General features: G+C 65.9%; 19 protein-coding genes and 1 pseudogene. 7 read left to right on the plus strand and 13 right to left on the minus strand.

Going from position 1 to position 19639, the window contains the following annotated elements:
- Positions 1 to 79 precede the first annotated feature (79 nt).
- The 7 genes from A2X88_02685 to A2X88_02715 all read right to left on the minus strand — a co-directional run bounded on the left by A2X88_02685 (position 80) and on the right by A2X88_02715 (position 6296).
- The gene (locus A2X88_02685; GenBank protein ID OGP35404.1) at positions 80 to 823 is read right to left on the minus strand and encodes a short-chain dehydrogenase; all 744 of its coding nucleotides are present in this window, start codon (positions 821 to 823) and stop codon (positions 80 to 82) included.
- A gap of 54 nt (positions 824 to 877) precedes the next feature.
- A complete protein-coding gene (locus A2X88_02690) occupies positions 878 to 1300 on the minus strand; it encodes a hypothetical protein (GenBank protein ID OGP35369.1) in 423 nt (140 codons plus the stop codon).
- 263 nt (positions 1301 to 1563) lie between these two features.
- Complete coding sequence (locus A2X88_02695; protein ID OGP35370.1) at positions 1564 to 2349, minus strand: alpha/beta hydrolase; 786 nt, start codon at positions 2347 to 2349, stop codon at positions 1564 to 1566.
- 28 nt (positions 2350 to 2377) lie between these two features.
- Complete coding sequence (locus A2X88_02700) at positions 2378 to 3115, minus strand: succinate dehydrogenase (GenBank protein OGP35405.1); 738 nt, start codon at positions 3113 to 3115, stop codon at positions 2378 to 2380.
- 26 nt (positions 3116 to 3141) lie between these two features.
- Positions 3142 to 5055, minus strand: a complete 1914-nt coding sequence (sdhA, locus tag A2X88_02705; protein ID OGP35371.1) for a succinate dehydrogenase flavoprotein subunit — start codon at positions 5053 to 5055, stop codon at positions 3142 to 3144.
- Between the two features lie 10 nt (positions 5056 to 5065).
- On the minus strand, positions 5066 to 5731 hold the full coding sequence (locus A2X88_02710; GenBank protein OGP35372.1) for a fumarate reductase: 666 nt from the start codon (positions 5729 to 5731) through the stop codon (positions 5066 to 5068).
- Positions 5732 to 5981: 250 nt separating this feature from the next.
- Complete coding sequence (locus A2X88_02715; GenBank protein OGP35373.1) at positions 5982 to 6296, minus strand: hypothetical protein; 315 nt, start codon at positions 6294 to 6296, stop codon at positions 5982 to 5984.
- Between the two features lie 523 nt (positions 6297 to 6819).
- On the opposite strand from A2X88_02715, the pseudogene A2X88_02720 reads away from it, so the two are divergent.
- Positions 6820 to 8193, plus strand: a pseudogene (locus A2X88_02720) (formate dehydrogenase family accessory protein FdhD).
- A complete protein-coding gene (locus A2X88_02725) occupies positions 8190 to 8720 on the plus strand; it encodes a molybdopterin-guanine dinucleotide biosynthesis protein B (protein OGP35374.1) in 531 nt (176 codons plus the stop codon). Before A2X88_02720 ends, A2X88_02725 begins: the two are co-directional and overlap by 4 nt.
- A gap of 12 nt (positions 8721 to 8732) precedes the next feature.
- Here A2X88_02725 and A2X88_02730 read toward each other — a convergent pair whose 3' ends face one another.
- The 4 genes from A2X88_02730 to A2X88_02745 are packed head-to-tail and all read right to left on the minus strand — an operon-like array spanning position 8733 to position 12140.
- Entirely contained in the window at positions 8733 to 9929 is a 1197-nt protein-coding gene (locus tag A2X88_02730) for a molybdopterin molybdenumtransferase MoeA (protein ID OGP35406.1), read from the minus strand.
- A gap of 10 nt (positions 9930 to 9939) precedes the next feature.
- Positions 9940 to 10641 (minus strand): hypothetical protein, encoded by a 702-nt coding sequence (locus tag A2X88_02735; protein OGP35375.1) that lies wholly within the window; start codon positions 10639 to 10641, stop codon positions 9940 to 9942.
- On the minus strand, positions 10638 to 11330 hold the full coding sequence (locus A2X88_02740) for an ABC transporter permease (GenBank protein OGP35376.1): 693 nt from the start codon (positions 11328 to 11330) through the stop codon (positions 10638 to 10640). The genes A2X88_02735 and A2X88_02740 overlap by 4 nt, the downstream gene beginning before the upstream one ends.
- The gene (locus A2X88_02745; protein OGP35407.1) at positions 11331 to 12140 is read right to left on the minus strand and encodes a tungsten ABC transporter substrate-binding protein; all 810 of its coding nucleotides are present in this window, start codon (positions 12138 to 12140) and stop codon (positions 11331 to 11333) included.
- Between the two features lie 515 nt (positions 12141 to 12655).
- Between A2X88_02745 and A2X88_02750 the strand changes: the two genes are divergently transcribed.
- The 3 genes from A2X88_02750 to A2X88_02760 all read left to right on the plus strand — a co-directional run bounded on the left by A2X88_02750 (position 12656) and on the right by A2X88_02760 (position 15848).
- A complete protein-coding gene (locus A2X88_02750; protein ID OGP35377.1) occupies positions 12656 to 13381 on the plus strand; it encodes a hypothetical protein in 726 nt (241 codons plus the stop codon).
- Positions 13382 to 13453: 72 nt separating this feature from the next.
- Positions 13454 to 14500, plus strand: coding sequence for an aldo/keto reductase (locus A2X88_02755; protein OGP35378.1), 1047 nt, complete (start codon positions 13454 to 13456; stop codon positions 14498 to 14500).
- 43 nt (positions 14501 to 14543) lie between these two features.
- The gene (locus A2X88_02760) at positions 14544 to 15848 is read left to right on the plus strand and encodes a hypothetical protein (protein OGP35379.1); all 1305 of its coding nucleotides are present in this window, start codon (positions 14544 to 14546) and stop codon (positions 15846 to 15848) included.
- Positions 15849 to 15887: 39 nt separating this feature from the next.
- Here A2X88_02760 and A2X88_02765 read toward each other — a convergent pair whose 3' ends face one another.
- A complete protein-coding gene (locus A2X88_02765; protein ID OGP35380.1) occupies positions 15888 to 16856 on the minus strand; it encodes an NADPH:quinone reductase in 969 nt (322 codons plus the stop codon).
- Positions 16857 to 17109: 253 nt separating this feature from the next.
- Here A2X88_02765 and A2X88_02770 point away from each other — a divergent pair, with 253 nt between their 5' ends.
- Both A2X88_02770 and A2X88_02775 read left to right on the plus strand, forming a co-directional pair.
- The gene (locus A2X88_02770) at positions 17110 to 17613 is read left to right on the plus strand and encodes a rubrerythrin (GenBank protein ID OGP35381.1); all 504 of its coding nucleotides are present in this window, start codon (positions 17110 to 17112) and stop codon (positions 17611 to 17613) included.
- A gap of 35 nt (positions 17614 to 17648) precedes the next feature.
- Complete coding sequence (locus A2X88_02775) at positions 17649 to 18062, plus strand: hypothetical protein (protein OGP35382.1); 414 nt, start codon at positions 17649 to 17651, stop codon at positions 18060 to 18062.
- Between the two features lie 3 nt (positions 18063 to 18065).
- Here the strand turns inward: A2X88_02775 and A2X88_02780 are convergent, their stop codons facing one another.
- The gene (locus A2X88_02780) at positions 18066 to 19523 is read right to left on the minus strand and encodes a hypothetical protein (GenBank protein ID OGP35383.1); all 1458 of its coding nucleotides are present in this window, start codon (positions 19521 to 19523) and stop codon (positions 18066 to 18068) included.
- Positions 19524 to 19639: the final 116 nt, after the last annotated feature.

A 19639-nucleotide genomic window follows, 5' to 3' on the forward strand; every position in this document is an offset into this window, starting at 1 on the left:
ATACGTTTTCTGCAGGGGCATTCCTCACGTTCCATGCCCGGGCGATGCCTCCCCGCCGAAGATCGGGGGCAGGTCAGGCTCAGGTCATGTGGATCCCGCCGCTTACCGGGAGATATGCCCCCGAGACAAACCGTGCCTCTTCGGAGGCCAGCAGGACGACCGCCCCCGCCACATCATCGGGGAGACCGATCCGCTTCAAGGGGGTGATCAGGGCGGCTGCGTCCTTTTCCTTTTTCGAGAGGAAGGCGGTGGCATCGGTCTCGGTAAGGCCCGGCGCCACCACGTTGACCCGGATCCCCTTGGGACCCAGCTCCAGGGCCAGCGATTTCATGAAGGCGTCCAGGCCGGACTTGGCCGTGCTGTGCGCGCAGAACCCTTCTCCCACAACCCGGGAGAGACCGCTGCTGATCCCGATGATGCATCCTTTTTTTCTCATCACCATCGCGGGGACCACGGCCTTGCAGCAGAAGAACGCGGCCTGCAACTCTCCCACGAGTTTCGCCTGGAAGTCCTTCCATGGAATTTTGAGGAAGGGGAGAACCGGGAACGAGATGGAGGCGTTCAGGACGAGGGTGTCGATCGGGCCCAGCGTTTCCGCCACCTTCCGGGACATCGCTTCCACCTGGTTCATGTTCCTCACGTCCGCCCGGACGGCGATCGCGTTCCCGCCTTCGTCCACGATCTCCGACACCACCTTGCGGGCGGCGTTCGCGCTCCGGAAGTAGTTCACCGCGACGGCCGCGCCGTGCCTGGCCAGCATCCTGGCCGTGGCCGCGCCGATTCCCCGGCTTGCACCGGTCACCAGGGCCACTTTGTCTTTCATCGGCATGACGGTTCCCTCCTCGTGGAACGAGTTCAGATGCGGTCCGGAAAGCGTTTACGGGCCGGACCGGGACTGATTCACCGCATGGATCAGCAGCTCCAGGGGCACGGCCCCTTCCAGGACGAATTTTTCCCCGACGACGAAGGTGGGGATCCCCGTCACGCCGGTCGCGGAGGCGATCTGTTTCTGCTTCTCCAGCCTCTCTTCGTACGCCGGGTCGCTCCAGGCGCGGTCCACCGTATCGGCGGGAAGGCCGGCTTCCGACGCGATCCGCCGAAGCACCTCTTCGTCCCCGAGGTTCTTCCCCTCCGAGAAATAGCCCCGGAACAGCCGTTCGTTCAGCTCCTCGAACCGGTCGGGATCGAGTTCCCTGGCTGCCTCCGCGAGCAAAAGCGCCTTGTGGGAATTTATCATAAACGTCCTTTCGGCGAAGACGATATCCTCCTCGGACCCCATCTGCGCGAGGGAGTCCATCATCCGCGCCCATCGTTCCGGTGGATATCCCAGGCTGGAGATGGGCGATCCTTGAGGAGGAGTGTCCGGATGGATCTCCGTGAAAACACGTTCGACCTTCAAGGGGACCCGGGTGCCCAGACGGGCGAGACGCCTCTCGCCCACGTAGCAGAACGGTCAGGTGTAGTCGGTGAAGACCCTGACCGGAAGTTCGCGAGATTCCCGCATTTCCGTATCCTCCGAAGGTAAAGGTCTTACGGTATGAGTTCTTTTCCGGAGGGAAGGATTCAGATCCGGGCGCGGACGAAGTCGGCCATCGCGGAGAGGGTGCGTTCGCGCTGGTCGCGGTGCGGGCTGTGGCCGCACCGATCGAGGACGAAGCGCCGGACGGGACCGCCGCATTGACGCTCGATCGCCTCGACCTGACGGAGGGTCCCGTACGGGTCGTCGAGCCCCTGGACCACGAGAACCGGGACCGTGACGGCGGGGAGGAACTCCTCGATGTTCCAGTCGAGAAAGCCGGGGTCCAGCCAGGCCCGGTTCCAGCCCCAGAAGGCGCAGTCGACGTTTTCGCCGTGGTGCCGGGCAAGCCTCTCCCGCAGGTCGCCGTGGAGGTACTCCTCCCGGGACTGCTCGATGGCGCGGACCGTTACCTCCTCGCAGAACACGTGCGGCGCCACGAGCAGCAGGGCGCGCACCCGGGGATCGGCTTCCGGCCGGGAGGCGTGGATCAGCGCGATGGAGCCCCCGTCGCTGTGCCCGACGAGCAGGGCCGTCCGGACGCCGGTCGCGTCGAGGACCGCGGGAAGACCGTAGAAACCCTCCTCGTGCATGTAGGTGAGCGGCCTCGGCAGCGGGACCGGGTCGGAACCGCCGTACCCGGCCCGGCTGTAGACGAGCGCGCCGCACCCCGTCTCGCGTGCGAGCGCTTCGGGAACGTCGCGCCATGTCGCCGCGCAGCCGATCCCGTCGTGCAGGAAGACCAGCGTCGGGGCGTCGCCGGGGCCGGGACCTTGCCAGGCGAACTCGATCCGGCGGCCGCCCGCGACGACGGTTTGGAAGGGGGCCCTCACGTCCGGGCCGGGTCTCCGGGAGCCGCGGTCAGACCAGCGCCTTCATATACTCCCGGTTCAGATGCGCGATGAACTTCACGTCGATCCCCTTCGGGCATGCGGCCTGGCACTCGTAGTGGTTCGAGCAGTTCCCGAAGCCGCAGTCCTGCATCGCATCGATCATGGCCTGGACCCGCTCCTTCGCCTCGATTCTCCCCTGGGGGAGGGCGGCCAGCTGGGCGACCTTGGCGCTGGTGAAGAGCATCGCCGAGCTGTTCGGGCAGGCCGCCACGCAGGCGCCGCAGCCGATGCACTCCGCGGCGTCCATGGAGTACTCCGCGTCGGGCTTCGGGATCGGCAGCGCGTTGGCGTCCGGAACCCCGCCGGTGTGCGCGGAGGTGTAGCCGCCCGCCTCGATGATACGGTCGAGGGCGTTGCGGTCGACCACGAGGTCCTTGACGACCGGAAACGCGCGGGCGCGCCACGGCTCGATGTAGATCGTGTCGCCGTCCTTGAACTTGCGCATGTGGAGCTGGCAGACCGTCGTTCGGTCCTGTCCCCCGTGGGGAACGCCGTTGATCACCTGGGAGCAGGTCCCGCAGATCCCCTCCCGGCAGTCGTGGTCGAAGACGATCGGCTCCTTCCCGCTCTTGATCAGATCCTCGTTCACCACGTCGAGCATCTCCAGGAAGGAGTGGTGCTCGGTGATCTCCCTGGCGGTGTAGGTCTCGAACCGCCCGGGGGTCTTCGAGCCGTTCTGCCGCCAGACGATCAGCGTAAGCGTCATCGTCTTGTGTTCGCTGTGTCCGCTCATTATTTGTAGCTCCTTACCGCAGGTTTGATCACCTGGAACTCGAGCGGCTCCTTGTGGAGCTCGGGGGTCTTCCCGTCGCCCGTATATCCCCAGGCGGCCACGTAGGTGAAGTTCGCGTCGTCGCGCTTGGCCTCCCCGTCCTCGTACTGGTGCTCCACGCGGAAATGGGCCCCGCAGGACTCGTCCCGGACCAGGGCGTCGCGGGCGAGCAGCTCGGCGAACTCGATCAGGTCGGCCGTCCGCCCGGCGTTCTCGAGCACCTGGTTCATCTCGGAGGGGGAGCCGGTCACCTTCACGTTGCTCCAGAACTGCTCCCGGATCTCCGGGACCTTCGAGAGCGTCTCCGTCAGCGACTCCTTGCTGCGGGCCATCCCGATGTTGTTCCACGTGACGTTCCCCAGCTTCCGCATGAAGTCGCCCGGGGTTTCCGTCCCGTTCACCGAAAGGAGCTTCTTCGTGTACGCCTTGACCTCATCGATCGACTTCCGGCACTCGGGGTGGTCTTCCTTCGCCTTCCCCGGCCTGGTCGAGACGAGGTAGGGGGCGATCGTGTAGGGAATGACGAAGTAGCCGTCCGCGAGCCCCTGCATCAGCGCGCTCGCCCCGAGCCGGTTCGCCCCGTGGACGGAGAAGTTCGCCTCCCCGAGGACGAAGAGCCCCGGGACGTTGCTCATCAGGTTGTAGTCGACCCACAGCCCGCCCATCGCGTAATGCGAGGCGGGGTAGATCCGCATCGGCACCTTGTAGCCGTCCTCGCCGGTGATCCGCTCGTACATCTCGAAGAGGTTCCCGTACCGCTCGCGGATCGTGTCTTCCCCGAGCCGCCCGATGGAATCCCGGAAATCGAGGTAGACGCCGAGGCCGCCGGGTCCCACCCCGCGCCCGTCGTCGCACTGCTCCTTGGCGGCGCGCGACGAGACGTCCCGCGGGGCGAGGTTGCCGAAGCTGGGGTACTTCCGCTCGAGGAAGTAGTCGCGGTCCTCCTCGGGGATGTCGTTGGCCGCTCTCTTTTCCCCCTGGTTCTTCGGCACCCAGATCCGGCCGTCGTTGCGCAGCGACTCCGACATGAGGGTCAGCTTCGACTGGTAGTCGCCCGCCTGCGGGATGCAGGTGGGGTGGATCTGCGTGAAGCAGGGGTTCGCGAAGAAGGCCCCCTTCTTGTAGGCCTTCCAGATCGCGGTGACGCTGCACCCCCGCGCGTTCGTGGAGAGATTGAACACGTTCCCGTAGCCCCCGGTGCAGAGGACCACGGCATCGCCCACGTGGCAGCGGATTTCCCCGGTGACCAGGTCCCGGATCGTGATCCCCTTCGCCTCGCCGTCCACCAGCACGAGGTCGAGCATCTCGGTGCGGGGGAACATCTTCACCGTTCCCAGCTTGATATTCCGGGAGAGGGCCGAGTAGGCGCCGAGCAGCAGCTGCTGTCCCGTCTGTCCCCGGGCGTAGAAGGTGCGGGAGACCTGCGCCCCGCCGAAGGAGCGATTGTCCAGGTACCCGGCGTAGTCCCGGGCGAAGGGGACTCCTTGCGCCACGCACTGGTCGATGATGTTGTTGCTCACCTGCGCCAGACGCCACACGTCCGCTTCACGGGAACGGAAGTCGCCCCCCTTGACGGTGTCGTAGAAGAGCCGGAAGATGCTGTCGCCGTCGTTGGGGTAGTTCTTCGCGGCGTTGATCCCGCCCTGCGCCGCGATGCTGTGGGCCCGGCGGGAGCTGTCCTGGTAGCAGAAGGCCTCCACGTTGTACCCCAGCTCCCCGAAGGAGGCGGCGGCCGAGGCGCCCGCCAGCCCGGTTCCCACCACGAGGATCTTGTACTGGCGCTTGTTCGCCGGGGTCACCAGCTTCATGTCGAAGCGGTGCTTGTCCCAGGTCTGTTCGATCGGTCCGGTCGGGCATTTTCCGTCGAGTATCACAGGGAACCCCCTATCTGCTCAGGATGCCGATGAGAATGAGAACGGGAATGGCGCTGTACCCCACGAAGAAGAGGGCGGAGAGCAGGTTCGCGAGCACCACGTATTTCGGCAGGGTCCGGTCGTTGGAAAGCCCCAGGGTCTGCAGGAAGCTGTGGATCCCGTGGCGGAGGTGGAGGAAGAGGACCACCATGGCGGCCACGTAGGCGGCCGTGATCGGTACGATCCGGAAGCTGCCGATCACCATCGAGAAGACGTCGCCCGGCCGGATCGCCACCGCCTCGGGGGAGATGTCCGGCGTGACCCGGAGGGTGAACTGGGCCAGGTGGTAGCCGAGGAAGGCCAGGAGCAGGGCACCCGTCCAGATCATCGTCTCGCTGGAAAAGGTGGCCTTGAGCTTCCGGTTCACCGCATACTTCTTCGGGTTCGCCGCCCAGTTCTCCAGCGTCAGCAGGATGCCGAAGAAGACGTGGATCGCCAGCATGGCGATCATGAAGAGGCGGAAGATCCAGACCAGCGGGCCCAGGCTGTGGAGCTTCTCCGCGTAAGTGTTCAGCGCGCTCGGGCCGATGAAGATGGAGGAGTTCCCGAGAAGGTGCACGATGACGAACAGGAGCATGAAGAACCCGGTGATCGCCATCAGCAGCTTCCTTGCTACGGTGTTCGAAAGTACCGACATGACTCCATCCCTTTCGCGGTATCGTGGATTTTTGCTGCCACTTCGAGCATGAATCCGGTTTGAGCCCGGGGAGGGCTGGCTACGAGAGGCGTTTCGATCCCTCCTGTATCCAGTATCCTGTATACCGGGTGAGAATAGGCCCGCGGATGGGAAAAGTCAATCGTCTGGATGGAGCCTTGAAAAAAAAAAGGGCATCCCGTCTTTCAAAGCGACGGGGGACGCGGCGGGCGCGGGAATCGGGGAGGACGGATCAGGATCGATCGGCGCTTGCGAGGAGGGTTTCTTCCGGGTTCCCGGAGGCGATGCTTTTCTCCGCCGGGTAGGGCGGATCGTGGTATACGCGGATCCATTGGCCGTCCCGGGGGATGAAGACCTCGGCGGCGGTGACCTTGAGCCCCTGGACTCCATGGTACTGCATCAGCCGGGCCGCCTCCTTCTTGGAGAGCCAGCTGGTGATCTCCGGGTCGTCCTGATAGTCATAGGAAACCGGGGATACGGGCTCGGCGAACAGATACCCGCCCGCGAGCAGGAAAACCATGAGCAGCAACGCAAACAGGGATCTCATCGAAACCCTCCCGTTTGAAAATAAACGGTGTTTCAATATGCTGTGGTGAGTACCCGATTTGTAATCTTTCGGGTACTATATGTTGTGTCCATCATGATGTCAAGGGGAAGAGCAATATTGATGCCCTTCCGGGCGTTTTTTAGGCCATCGTAACCAGTCGAAATGAGAATGCTTCTGAAACTCTATTGATGCGATTGGCTGTCCAGTGAAAACAGACTGGGAAAATTATTACCTATAGTGGGTAGCTAAACGGACAGGATGAGAGGTCTATCGGGTCGTGACCCTTTCCCTCGTGCTGCGCGGGATCCTTTCAGTCCTCTTCGTCATGATCATGGTCGTTCACATCCACTTGACCACGATCGGCAATCCCGGCACCCTGAAAAGCATGATCTACGGCAAGGTGAAAAAAAGATCCGGGCGGGGGAAATAGATGCCGCGTGATCCCGGGTCGGGGGGAGCCGGACCGGGATTTCCCGTTTTCCGGTTCGACGGCCGCCGGCTCGCGGCCGCCGACCATCATCCCGTATCGGAGTTCCCGGTCCACCTCACGGTGAACGGGACCGCGCTCGCCACCCTGATCGCTTCCCCGCACGATCTCGAATATCTCGTGGCGGGATTCCTCCGAATGCAGGGGATGGTCGGGCGGGCGGACGACATCGTGATGCTCGGGGTCTGCCCGGAATCCGGCGGCGCCAGCGTGAGAATCCGGGGGGAGGTCCCGGAACAGCTGCGGCCGATCCTGACCTCCGGCTGCGGGGGAGGGGTCGGCTTTCACCTGCCGGAGGCCGGGGAGGCGGGCGGCCGGGAGGAACCGCGGGAACCGGTCGGGGAACACCGGTTTTCGCCCGGCGCGATCTTCGCCATGATGGATTCTCTCGGGCGGCAGGCGGAGAGGTACAAAAGCCACGGGGGGATCCATTCCGCCGCGGCGGGGGACGGGGAGAGGATCCTGCTGGCCGCCGAGGATATCGGCCGCCACAACACGATCGACCGGATCGCCGGGGAGGCGCTCCTCAAGGGGATCGACCTCTCCGGGAAGATCCTCGTCAGCTCCGGCCGGATCTCCTCGGAGATGGCGGCCAAGGGGGCGGCCTTGCGGATCTCCGTCATCGCCTCGAGGACCTCCCCGACCGACTTGGCGATCCGGATCGCCGGGGAGGCGGGGATCACCCTCCTCGGCTACGTGCGGGGGGGACGGTTCACCGTGTACACCCATCCCTGGAGGATCGCGCTTCCTTCCGAAAGCGAGGGTCCGTTGGAGGGGGTCACGGGAGTGATCCTGGCCGGGGGGCCGTCCACCCGGATGGGGAAAAACAAGGCGCTCCTCCCCTGGCGCGGGGGAAGGCTCATCGAGGAGGTGTACGGGCGGATGTCCCGGATCTTCCGGGAGGTGATCGTGGTCACGAACAGCCCGGACCTCTACCCGTTCCTTCCCTGCCGGATGGTCCCGGATCTCTACCCCGGGATGGGGAGTCTGGCGGGGGTCCATTCGGGACTGAAGCACGCGGGAACCCCCTGGATCTTCGCCGTCGCCTGCGACATGCCCTTTCTCGAGGAACGGCTGGTGCGCCGCCTCCTCTCCTTGCGGGAGGGAGCCGACGTGGTGATCCCGGTAGGCCCGCTCGGTCCGGAGCCGCTGCACGCGGCCTACGGAGACGGAGCCCTCCGGGCGGTGGAGGAACTCCTTGCGTCCGGCGAACAGAGGGTCCTCTCGATTCACGAACGGGTGCGGGCCCGGAAGGTTTCCTGCGAGGAGGTCGGGTCGCTGGATCCGGAGGGGCGCTCCTTTCGGAACATCAACACCCCGGAGGACTACTCCCGCCTGCTCGGGGAGGAAACCGGATCCGGACCCGACGCCCTGGAGTTGGGCGGGGACCGGGGCCGGCCGGATCGATGAGCGCTTCCTCGATCGGGAAGGGGAAGGCCGTCTCCTTCGTCGCGAAGTCGGGGACGGGGAAAACGACGCTGCTCGAGAAGGTGATCGCGGAGCTGAAAGGGCGCGGATACCGGGTGGGGGTCGTCAAGCACGACGCCCACCGGTTCGAGATCGATCGTCCCGGGAAGGACAGTCACCGGCTGACCGCCGCGGGGGCGGACACCATGGTGATCGCCTCTGCGGAGAAGCTCGCCATGGTGAAGCGGCATGCGGAGTCCCCCGGCGTGGAGGAGTTGATCGGGACCTACTTCGCCGACGTGGACATCGTCCTCACGGAGGGGTTCCGGAAAAGCAGGCTCCCCAAGATCGAGGTCCACCGGAAAGGGCGCAGCGAGACCCTGCTCTGCCGCGGGGAGGAGCACGACCCGACGCTGGTGGCTGTGGCCAGCGACGCGCCGCTTTCCCTCGATGTCCCCCGGTTCGACATCGACGATCCCGCCGCCATCGCCGACTTCCTCGTGGAGACCTTCCTCACGCCCGGCGCGTGACCCCGCCGCCGGTCAGCATCGTCCGTAGAGGAAGAGGACCTCCACGCGCTCGCCGGCCTCGAAATGGGTTCGATCCACGGGCAGGATCGCGATCCCGGTTCCGCGGACCATCGTCCGGAGGATCCCCGTGTTCTGGTCTCCCGCGGAACGGACCCGGTATTCCCCGTCCGAAATCTCCGACTCCACCCGCAGGAACTGGATCCTCCCCGGTTTCTTCCGGACCGCCTCCGTGAGAACGGCCTTCACGCAGGGCTTCACCGGGGCGGGATCTCCGGCCATCTTCCGCAGGGCGGGGCGCGCGAGCATTTCGAAGGAGATCATGGCCGACACGGGGTTCCCCGGCAGCGAAAACACCGGCCTGCGGCCCTGGAGTCCGAAGGCGAACGGTCGCCCCGGACGCATCTGCACCCTCCAGAAGATCTCGCGGACCGACAGCCCCGACAACGCCTCCCGGACGAGGTCCCTGTCGCCCGCGGATACCCCCGCCGAGGTGAGGAGGGCGTCCTCCGCGAGCCCGGCCGACAGCTTTCCCCGAAGCGACGGAAGGGAATCCCTCGCGATTCCGAGCATCACGGGCTCCCCGCCTGCCTCCCGGACCGCCGACGCCAGGGAGAAGCTGTTGCTGTTTACGATCGCCCCCGGGGGGATCTCCCCGCCCGGCTCCACCAGTTCGTCGCCGGTCGCAAGGATCGCGACCCGAGGCTTCCGGTACACCGGGATGAGGACCCTCCCGAACGAGGCGAGCAGGCTGATCTCCGGGGGCCTCAGGACCGTTCCGGGCGCCAGGACCCGGTCTCCCTTCCTCACGTCCTCCCCCCGGACCCGGACGTGGGCGCCGGCCTTCACCGCCCGCTCGATCCGCACCCGCCCACCCTCCTCCAGGGCATCCTCGAACGGGACCACGGCGTCGCACTCCGCGGGAAGCGGGGCCCCGGTCATGATCCGGACGGCGGACCCCGCCTTCAGCGCGGTTTTTCCGGAAAAGCCGGCGGGGCGATAGCCCGCGATCGCAAGGGTCACCGGGCCGGTGCACTCGGAACACCGGACGGCGAACCCGTCCATCGCGGAGTTGTCCGCGGAGGGCATGTCGAAGGGGGCGAAGATCGCCTCGGAGAGGATCCGGCCGGCCGCCTCGAGCAGGGGGGCATGCTCCGCGGCGAGCGGAAAAACGCTGTCTAGAATCCTCGTCCTAGCCTCTTCGAAGGGGATGTCCATCCGCTCAGTCTCCGTCCGTTGGATTTGCCGGTTCGGGCCCCGGTTGCGGCGGGGGATCGATCCTGCCGTTGGCGATGCGAAGGAGCTCGCTTCCGGACCATGCGGGATGGGACGGCCCGTGCGTTGCCAGAATCACCGTGGTCCCCGCCCGGGGAAGCGAAGCGATGACATCCTGTAGCACATCCGCGGTTTCCCTGTCCACGTTCGCCAGCGGTTCGTCGAGCAGCAGCACTTTCGGGGAGAGCGCGAGGGCGCGCGCCATCGCGACACGCTGGGCTTCCCCCCCGGAGAGGCCCCGCGCCTTTCTCCGCTCGAACCCCGCAAGCCCCACCGTCTCCAGCGAACGTCCCGCGGACCGGCGGAGATCTTCCCCCCGGATCCCCCTCGCGGCGAGTCCGAACACGAGGTTCCCGAAGACGGTGTCGTCGAACAGGTAGGGCGACTGGTGCAGCAGGGTGACCTCCCTCCGGACGCGGAAGGCGTGCGGAGTTCCCGCAAATACCTTCTCTCCCCGGTAATAGAGCGTCCCCTCCGAGGGGGGGAGAAGAAGGGCCAGCAGCGAGAGGAGGGTGCTCTTCCCGGCGCCGTTCTGTCCCGCCAGGATGTAGGACCGGCCTTCCGCGATCGAAAGGTCCGGGATTTCCAGCGCGACGACGCCGTTGTAGCGCCGCATCACCGACTCCAGGCGGTAGAGCGGGGGGCTCATGGCCGCCTCTGCTGGAGGAGGCTCAGGAAGACGTTGACGATCAGGGCGACCGCCATGAGGACCACTCCCAGGGCCATCCCCTCGGCGAACTTCCCCTTGCTGGTCTCCAGGGCGATCGCGGTGGTCATCGTCCGGGTGTAGCCGCGGATGTTGCCGCCGAGCATCATCGCGATTCCGACCTCCGAGACCACCCGGCCGAACCCCGCGACGACGGCGGCCAGGATTCCGAAGCGGATCTCGGAGACGAACTTCAGCCAGGCCCGGACGGGGCCGGCCCCCAGGGTCATCGCCGTCGGGAGGATCCTTGCGTCGGCCCCCTTCGCGGCGACCATGGCATAGTGCGCCACGATCGGGGTGCACAGGATGGTCCCCCCGATCACGATCGCCGCCGGCGTGAAGAGAAGGCCGAGGGAGCCCAGGGGACCGCGCCGGCTGAGGAAGCCGTAGACGACCAGGCCGACCAGGACCGTCGGAAGGGCGACGAGGCTGTTCAGCAGCGTCACGGCCGGCCGCTTGAGGGGAAACTCGGAAAGCCCCACCGCCAGCCCCAGTGGGATCCCCATGAGGGAGGCGAGCAGGATCGAGCCGCCCGAGACGAGGAGGGAGGTGAGCACCGCATGCAGGATGTCGGGATCCGCCGAGAGAAGGAGCGACAGGGCCGCGTTCATCGAATCGGCGAAAAATTCCACTCAGCGCTCCGCGCCCATGGCGGGGAAGAAGAGCGGCTCCCCGGCGATCCGGTATTCGGCGATGATTCGCTGTCCTTCGGGGCCGGTCAGGAAGTCGGTGAACTTCCGGGCCAGGCCGTACCGCACGTGCGGATGCCGGGCGGGACTCACGGCGATCACCCCGTAGGGGTTGCGGAGCTGCGCGTCCCCCTGGAACAGGATCGCCAGGTCGATCCTCGTCCGGAAGGCGACGTAGGTCCCCCGGTCGGACAGGGTGTATCCCCGTTTCTGGAAGGCCATCTCGAGGACCTCGCCCATCCCCTGGCCCGCCTCCCGGTACCAGGACCCCTTCGGGACGATCCCCGCCGCGCGCCAGAGCTCCTGTTCCTTCCGGTGCGTCCCCGACTCGTCGCCCCGGGAGATGAAGAGGGCCTTCGACGCGGCAATCCGGCGCAGGGCGTCCGCCGGGCCGACCGCGCCCGACACCTTGGCCGGGTCGGCCCGGGGCCCGAGCAGGACGAAGTCGTTGTACATCACATCCTTCCTGTCGATCCCGTGCCCCTGGGCCACGAACCGGTCCTCGAGCTCCCGGGCATGGACGAACACGACGTCGACATCCCCCGCCTCCCCCAGCTTGAGGGCCTTCCCCGTGCCCACCGCGATCACGTTCACGGTGCAGCCGTTGGCCCGCTCGAACGGAGGGAGAAGCGCCGCAAGCAGTCCGGAGCTCTCCGTGGAGGTGGTGGTCGACATCCGGAGACGTTCCCCTGATTGCACAGCAGAGGAAAGGATCAGGATCGTCGCGGCGAATGCGGAGAGCGTCCTGATCAACCGATGCCGCGGGGAGGATTTTCGGACATACGAGGACGCCATCCGTCTCCGGAACCCTGCCGGGTCATCCATAAAGGAGTTCTGAAAATAGTATACCGCAACGCCTCTTCCGTCCAGACCGGAACGACCTGGTTCGGCATGGCGGGGAAACCGATCGGTTGGCGGGACGCCATGCGGTGCGCCGCGCTCGCTTCGTGTTGTAACCCCTTGGAATCCTTGAGATAAAAAAAAGGGAAATCGGCATAAAAATATTAGAAAAGCCATGAAATACAATAGGTTATCCGTGAAAAAACCCGGATTCGGGGAGGTTCGTCTGGCGTATAATGTCCCTTCAGAACCGTCCGGCGAAAGAGGGCCATGGCCGGGCGGGGAGATATCCGAGATCGTTTTCCGGAGAAACGTACGGGGTACGAAAAGGTTCGCACGGTGGTTGCATGGGACATCGGTGCGCTCTTGAAGAAGGAAAATTCCATCCGGCGTCCAGGACGGCCGGAGGTCGCATCAGGGGAACCGAGATGAAATCCAGGGACGGCTACCGCTACATCATCAAGGTGTTCGAGGCGCAGTGGGACCAGCTCCACGAGGAGACGGTGAAGCCGTTCTTCGAGCAGCTGAAGCGGGACACCGAGGACACCTATGCCCGGCGCAACGGCTACCGGCGGACCCGGCCGGGGCACGACGCGCTGTTCCGCTACGTCGTCTTCCAGAACGCGCAGGGGCTCAAGGACGCCCTGTCCCGCCAGGATCAGGGGGTCGACAGCCGGACGAAGATCGCCTACATCGCCTGCCACGGGGAGCGGGGGAAGATCAGCGCCGTACGCGACATCAGCCGGACGAGGCTGAAGAACATCATCGCGCCTCTTTCCAGCTACGACGGGCTCTTCTTCGGCGCCTGCGACTTCGTCGACAGGAAAACGGCGGAGGTATTGCTGGAAAACTCCCCCCACATCAAATGGGTCGCCGGGTATGCCCACTGGATTCCCTGGCTCGAAGGGATGATCTGCGACCTGATGTTCTTCCGCCTCCTCCTTTCCGGGAGATTCGTCCGCCCGAGGATCAACGCCCGGTGGGAGCCGGTCGGACGCCCCGAGGATGCCGCCTTCCGGCTCTACGAGGATTTCTCCCAGGCGCTGGATCTGGGGTTTTCCCTCTTCTTCCGGGGACGGGAGGGAGTCGTTTCGACCCGGGAAAGGTACCTGGAGCACCAGTCCCACCATCCGGCTCAACGGGCGGTTTCGTAGATCGCTTCCGCTTGAATCCTGCCGAAGTTTTCGGGAATCTTTAGGAAAACGAAAAGACACGGGGAGGAACCCATGCGGTACAAGCTGCTCGGCCGGAGCGGACTGCGGGTGTCGGAGATCTGCCTCGGGACGATGACGTTCGGCGAGGAGTGGGGATTCGGGGCCACCCGGGAGGAAAGCAGAAGGATCTTCGACGCGTTCGCGGACGCGGGCGGAAACTTCATCGACACCGCGAACATGTACACGAACGGCACGAGCGAGCGGTTCACGGGGGAGTTTCTCGGGCAGGACCGCGACCGGTTCGTGCTGGCCACCAAGTACACCCTCAGCATGCGGGCGGACGACCCGAACGCGAGCGGCAATCACCGGAAGAACCTGGTGCAGTCGCTCGAGGCGAGCCTTTCGCGGCTGGGGACCGACTACATCGACCTGTACTGGCTTCACGCCTGGGATTTCATGACTCCCGTGGAGGAGGTGATGCGGGCGCTCGACGACGTGGTCCGGGCCGGGAAGGTGCGGTACGTCGGGGTGTCCGACACCCCCGCATGGATCGTGTCCCGCGCGAACACCCTGGCGGAACTGCGGGGATGGACGCCGTTCATCGGGCTGCAGATCGAGTACAGCCTGATCCAGCGCACGGTCGAGCGCGACCTGATCCCGATGGCGAACGCGCTCGACATCGCGGTGACCGCGTGGGGGGCGATCGGCGGCGGCGTCCTTTCCGGGAAATACAGCGGCAAGCCGGGGAAGGTGAAGGCGACCGATTCCCGAAGGAAGGATTCCAACCTCTGGAGGATCAGCGAGAAGAACCTCGCGATCGCGCGCGACGTCGAGAAGGTCGCCCGCGAGATCGGGCGGACCCCCTCCCAGGTCGCCCTGACCTGGGTCCGGCAGCAGAAGGGGGTCATGATTCCGATCCTGGGCGTGCGGACCCTCGAGCAGACGATGGACAACCTGGGCTGCCTCGACTTCGAGCTGAAGGAGGAGCACCTGGAGCGGCTCTCCCGCATCAGCGCCGTCGAGATGGGCTTCCCCTACGACTTCCTGGCCATGGACATGGCGAAGAAGGCGGTGTACGGAGAGACCTTCCCCCGGATCGACAACCACCGGAACCGGTAGCTGCCGATCCGGAGGAGGACGCCTTCGGGAAGGAGGAGAGCGGATGATGGGGTACCAGCCGATCGAGAACTACGGGGTGATCGGCGACCTCCACACGATCGCGCTCGCCGGGATGGACGGCTCGATCGATTTCATGTGCTTTCCCCACTTCGATTCCCCGACCATCTTCGCGGGGCTCCTGGACCGGGAGCGGGGGGGGGCGTTCCGGATCGCCCCGGCGTTGAAAGGGGCGAGGCAGAAGCAGCTCTATCTTCCCGACTCGAACATCCTGCTCTCCCGGTTCCTCTCGGACGAGGGGGTGGCCGAGATCACCGACTTCATGACGATCGCGGAGGGGGAGCACTCGCACGACCTCGTCCGGCAGGTCGGGACGGTCCGCGGGGAGGTCGGATTCCGGCTGCTCTGCGATCCGAGGTTCGACTACGGACGGCGGGGGCACCGGGTCGAGAGGTTCGACGGCGGCGTTCTCTTCGTGCCGGAAGGGGAGGGGATCCCCGCGCTCCGGTTCCGGTCCCGGGTCCCGCTCGACATCGTCTCGGGTGCTGTCACGGCGGAGTTCCGCCTCGGGGCGGGGGAGGCCGCAGCCTTCATCCTGGAAGAGGCGAAGCCGGGCGTGGAATCCCCCTCCGCCGGAGAGGACTACGTCGCCCGGTCGCTGGAGAAGACCCTGGCCTACTGGCGCCGCTGGATGGCCCGGTCCACGTACCGGGGACGATGGCGGGAGATGGTGAACCGGTCGGCCCTTGCGCTCAAGCTGCTCACCTCGCATCCGGACGGGTCCATCGTGGCGGCCCCGACCTTCGGGCTCCCGGAGAAGATCGGCGGGGTGCGGAACTGGGACTACCGGTACACCTGGATCCGGGACGCTTCCTTCACCGTCTACGCGCTGATCCGCCTCGGTTACACGGAGGAGGCGGCGGCCTTCATGCGCTGGATCGAGGCGCGGTGCGGGGAGCTCCGGGAGGACGGGTCGCTCCAGGTGATGTACGGCATCGACGGACGTCACGACCTCCCCGAAACGGTCCTCTCCCATTTCGAGGGGTACCGGAAATCGGCCCCGGTGCGGATCGGGAACGCCGCGGCCACGCAGCTCCAGCTCGACATCTACGGGGAGCTGATGGACTCCGTCTACCTCTACAACAAGTACGGCGAGCCGATCTCCTACGACCTGTGGACCGACCTGGTCCGGCTGATCGAGTGGGTCTGCAGGAACTGGAGCCGGAAGGACGAGGGGATCTGGGAGGTGCGCGGGGGGCAGCAGGGAAATTACCCCCAGGCCTTCACCCACCTGGGGCTGATCAGCGCCGCCTACAACCTCGACCGCAACCTGTCGGGAGAGGGGCGGTAGCCCCTCCGCCCGCCTCCGGGCCCACGAGACCGCCCGGGTCTACGGGATCAGCAGAAGCTTTCCGGTGGTCCCGCGTCCCGCCAGGTCCGAGTGGGCCCGCGAAGCCATCTCCAGCGGATACTCTCCGCCGATCCGCACCCGGAGCTTTCCCGAAGCCGCCCATCCCAGCAGATCCCCGGCCCGCTGGAGGAGCTCCTCCCGGGTCGCGGTGTAGTGAGACAGGGAGGGACGGGTCAGGAAGAGCCCCCCCCTGGCGCTCAGGATCTGCGGATCCAGCGGAGCGACCGGACCGCTCGACTGGCCGTAGAGCACCAGCATCCCACGGGGGGAAAGGCAGTTCAGGCTCTTGTCGAAGGTGTCCCGGCCGACCGAGTCGTAGACCGCCTGAACGCCCCGGCCGCCGGTCAACCGCTTCACCTCGGCCTCGAAATCCTGCGACGTGTAGAGAATCACCTCGTCGGCCCCGAATTGCCTCGCCAGCTCCGCCTTCCCGGGGGTCGAGACGGTGCCGATCGTCCTGGCCCCCCGCCGCTTCGCCATCTGGAGAAGCAGCAGCCCGACCCCCCCCGCGGCCGCGTGGACGAGGCAGGCGTCGCCCGGCTTCAACGGGAAGGTGCTGTGCGTGAGGTAGTGCGCGGTCATTCCCTGGAGCATCGCGGCGGCCCCGATCCGGGTGTCGACCCCCGTGGGAAGCCGGACCAGCCGCCAGGAGGGAACGACCGCATATTCCGCGTAGGCGCCCAGCGATCCGGAGTATGCGACACGGTCGCCCGGCGACACTTCCCGGACCCCGGGACCGATCTGCTCGACGACGCCCGCCCCCTCGTTCCCAGGAACCATGGGCAGCGGCACCGGGTATTGTCCCAGGCGCTGGTAGATGTCGATGAAGTTCACGCCGGCCGCCTCGACCCGGACCAGCGCCTGCCCCTCTCCGGGCGAAGGCCGGGGAACCTCCTCCGGGACCATCACCTCCGGACCTCCGAACGTGTGCACGCGAATCGCTTTCAACGTATCCTCCGTGGAATATTATACTGCTGAAACACGGTCCGGCTGCTCCTCGATCTTCGGACCCCGATTGCCGGAAAGGATGTGCTCGTCGTCGAGGACATCGTCGATACCGGTTCCACCCTTCGTTTCCTGTGGGCCGTCGGGGAGGAACGGGATTATTTTTGTCACTCCGACAGGCGATCAGGTAAAGTAGGAGGCATTCCTTTATTACCCCGCGATCCACACCATCTCAGGAACCAGGGAGGAAGCGTAGATGAAGCCGAAGACGAAAAAGAACATCCAGGCGGCCTTCGCCGGCGAAAGCCAGGCCCACATGAAGTACTCGATCTTCGCGGACGCGGCGAAGCAGGAAGGGTTCAAGAACATTTGTCGGCTCTTCACCGCGATCTCCTTCGCGGAGAAGGTCCATGCCAGCAACCATTTCCGCGTCGTGTACGGCGCAGGCCCGACGACGGAGAACCTGCAGTCGGCGATCGACGGCGAGACCTACGAAGTGAAGAAGATGTACCCGGAGTTCATGGCGGCGGCGAAAAAGGACAAGGAGCCGGACGCCATCCGCTCCATCCACTTCGCCTTCGAAGCGGAAAAGACCCACGCGAAGATGTACGCCGACGCGAAGCGGTCGGCGAAAGCCGGGAAGGACATCCGGGTCTCGAGCGTCTACATCTGCTCCGTGTGCGGACACACGGTTTTCGGGAAGGCGCCGGTCAACTGCCCCGTCTGCGGCGTGAAAAGGAACCGCTTCAAGAAGTTCTAACGAGGGGCGACATCCACTTCGAAAGGGGGGACAGTATGGCGGACAGGATCCGGAAGGTCGATTACTACAAGGCGGAGATCGCGAACCGTGTCGGGGAGGGGGCGAGAGTCCTCGGTGCCCTGAAGGCGGCGAAGGTGGACCTGCTGGCCTTCACCGGATTCCCGAGCGGGCGACGCGTGCAGCTGGACTTCGTTCCGAAGAACGCGGCCCTCTTCCGGAAGGCGGCGAAGAAGGCGGGACTGAAGGTCGCCCTGAAGAAGGGGTGCTTCCTGGCGCAGGGACGGGACCGGGCCGGCGCGGTCGCCACGATCCTGGAGACGCTCGCGAAGGCGAAGGTGAGCGTCGTGGCGCTCAACGGGGTCTCCGCGGGGAACGGAAGATTCGGCGCCTTCTTCTGGGTCAAGCCCAAGGACGTGGCGAAGGCCGCGAAGGCGCTCAAGGCTTCCTGATTCTTACGGGGGGTGCTCTCCGCCCAGCGATCCGGCCGGGACCGGTCCGGGAACGGGGAGGAGGTGCGCGATCGAATTGGCGTAGTACCGGAGCAGCGGGACCTCCCCGGGGCGGACGAAGAAGAGCCCCTCCCGGTCCTCGACGAGATGGCGGAGGGTGAGCATCCGCAGCCCGACCGAGACGGAGTAGTCCTGGTCGGCCCGGGGCAGATAGATGTGGGCGCCCGCCTCCCGGAGGGCCTGCATCAGCCGGTGAACCTCGCCCTTCAGTTCGAGTTCGCCCGTCCCGGATTCCCCGCGCCGGAGAAGGACGGTCGCCACCAGGGAAACGGGCAGGACCGGGATCACCCGGCCCACCGCCTCCATCAGTTCGTGGGCCATCGCTTCCACCCGGCGGAACCGCTCCTCCCGGTCGGGGGTCCCGAAACCGGCTCCGGTCCGCCGGCAGTATTCCCGCATCGAGATCGGCGTGCCGAAGTTCACGCAGGCGTACCCGAACCGGTACCAGCGTCCGGTCAGCATCATGCCGAACTGTCGCAGGGCGAACGCCAGGGTGGTCCACGTGACGAATCCCGCGCTTTTCCGCTTCGCGCCCGGATCCAGGGAGTGGAGCTGGCTTCGATCCTCCAGCGTCCTGTCGTAGTTGATCCCCACCGGGACGAAGACGAGGTCCCTCTCCCCGTCCGGCCGGAACCCCTTGACCATGTAGGAAAGAAGGCCGAGTTTCGCTTTCCGCATCCCTCCGTCGCGGCTCAACCCCCCTTCCGGGTAGACCGCCTGCACCACCCCTCCCTCCGTCGCCATGGCGACGTACCGCTCGAGGACGACCCGGTAGAGGGGATCGGCCGAATTCCTCCGGATGAAATAGGCCCCCATCGCGCGGATGAGCGTGTGCAGCGGCCAGATCCGGGCCCACTCCCCGACCGCGTAGCTCAGGGCGGTCCGGGTCGCCGCGAGGTAGGCCACCAGGATGTAGTCCATGTTGCTCCGGTGGTTCATGACGAAGACGACCGTAGACTTCGGGTCGATCGCGGAGATCCCCGCCTCGTCCGTGAACCCGACCCGCACGCGGTAGAGGACCCGGGCGGTTCGCCGGGCCAGCCAGTACCCCACCCGGAAATAGGCGTAGGCGTTGAAGGAGGGGACGATCTCCTTCGCGAACCGCTCCACCTCGGCCATCGTCAGGTCCCGGGGGACGTTGCGGTCCCGCGCGCGCTCCCCGGCCGCTTCCAGGACCGCGGGATCGTACATCAGCCGGTCGATCAGGACCTGGCGCTTGGTCAGCGAGAAGGGGCGGATCTCGAGGTGGAGGCGCTTGCCGATCTCCTCGATCGCACGGCTCACCCGCCGCCGGAGAAACCAGCGCACGCTGGGGATCAGCATCCGTTCGAGGATCGCCCAGCCCGCCAGGAGGGCGAGAATCGCGGCAAGCCAGACGGGGAGGGTCACGTTCGCGGACATCGGACCTTCTCCATTCCCGTATTCTAAACCGACACCCGGATTTTCCGGAGCGATCCTTTGGGGAGGGGTCGCGCAGGATCCCCTGGTCATCCCCGTGCTGGCCGCACCCCCGGTTT

The organism is Deltaproteobacteria bacterium GWC2_65_14 (genome assembly GCA_001797615.1).
GTDB lineage: Bacteria > Desulfobacterota > Deferrimicrobia > Deferrimicrobiales > Deferrimicrobiaceae > GWC2-65-14.

Coding starts and splice junctions, on each gene's coding strand:
- A2X88_02735 (OGP35375.1), bottom strand. CDS start 10,641: ATGAGCCCCCCGCTCTACCGCCTGGAGTCGGTGATGCGGCGCTACAAC.
- A2X88_02750 (OGP35377.1), top strand. CDS start 12,656: ATGAAATCCAGGGACGGCTACCGCTACATCATCAAGGTGTTCGAGGCG.
- A2X88_02770 (OGP35381.1), top strand. CDS start 17,110: ATGAAGCCGAAGACGAAAAAGAACATCCAGGCGGCCTTCGCCGGCGAA.
- A2X88_02760 (OGP35379.1), top strand. CDS start 14,544: ATGATGGGGTACCAGCCGATCGAGAACTACGGGGTGATCGGCGACCTC.
- A2X88_02725 (OGP35374.1), top strand. CDS start 8,190: ATGAGCGCTTCCTCGATCGGGAAGGGGAAGGCCGTCTCCTTCGTCGCG.
- A2X88_02700 (OGP35405.1), bottom strand. CDS start 3,115: ATGACGCTTACGCTGATCGTCTGGCGGCAGAACGGCTCGAAGACCCCC.
- A2X88_02755 (OGP35378.1), top strand. CDS start 13,454: ATGCGGTACAAGCTGCTCGGCCGGAGCGGACTGCGGGTGTCGGAGATC.
- A2X88_02685 (OGP35404.1), bottom strand. CDS start 823: ATGAAAGACAAAGTGGCCCTGGTGACCGGTGCAAGCCGGGGAATCGGC.
- A2X88_02715 (OGP35373.1), bottom strand. CDS start 6,296: ATGAGATCCCTGTTTGCGTTGCTGCTCATGGTTTTCCTGCTCGCGGGC.
- A2X88_02775 (OGP35382.1), top strand. CDS start 17,649: ATGGCGGACAGGATCCGGAAGGTCGATTACTACAAGGCGGAGATCGCG.
- A2X88_02690 (OGP35369.1), bottom strand. CDS start 1,300: ATGATGGACTCCCTCGCGCAGATGGGGTCCGAGGAGGATATCGTCTTC.
- A2X88_02780 (OGP35383.1), bottom strand. CDS start 19,523: ATGTCCGCGAACGTGACCCTCCCCGTCTGGCTTGCCGCGATTCTCGCC.
- A2X88_02710 (OGP35372.1), bottom strand. CDS start 5,731: ATGTCGGTACTTTCGAACACCGTAGCAAGGAAGCTGCTGATGGCGATC.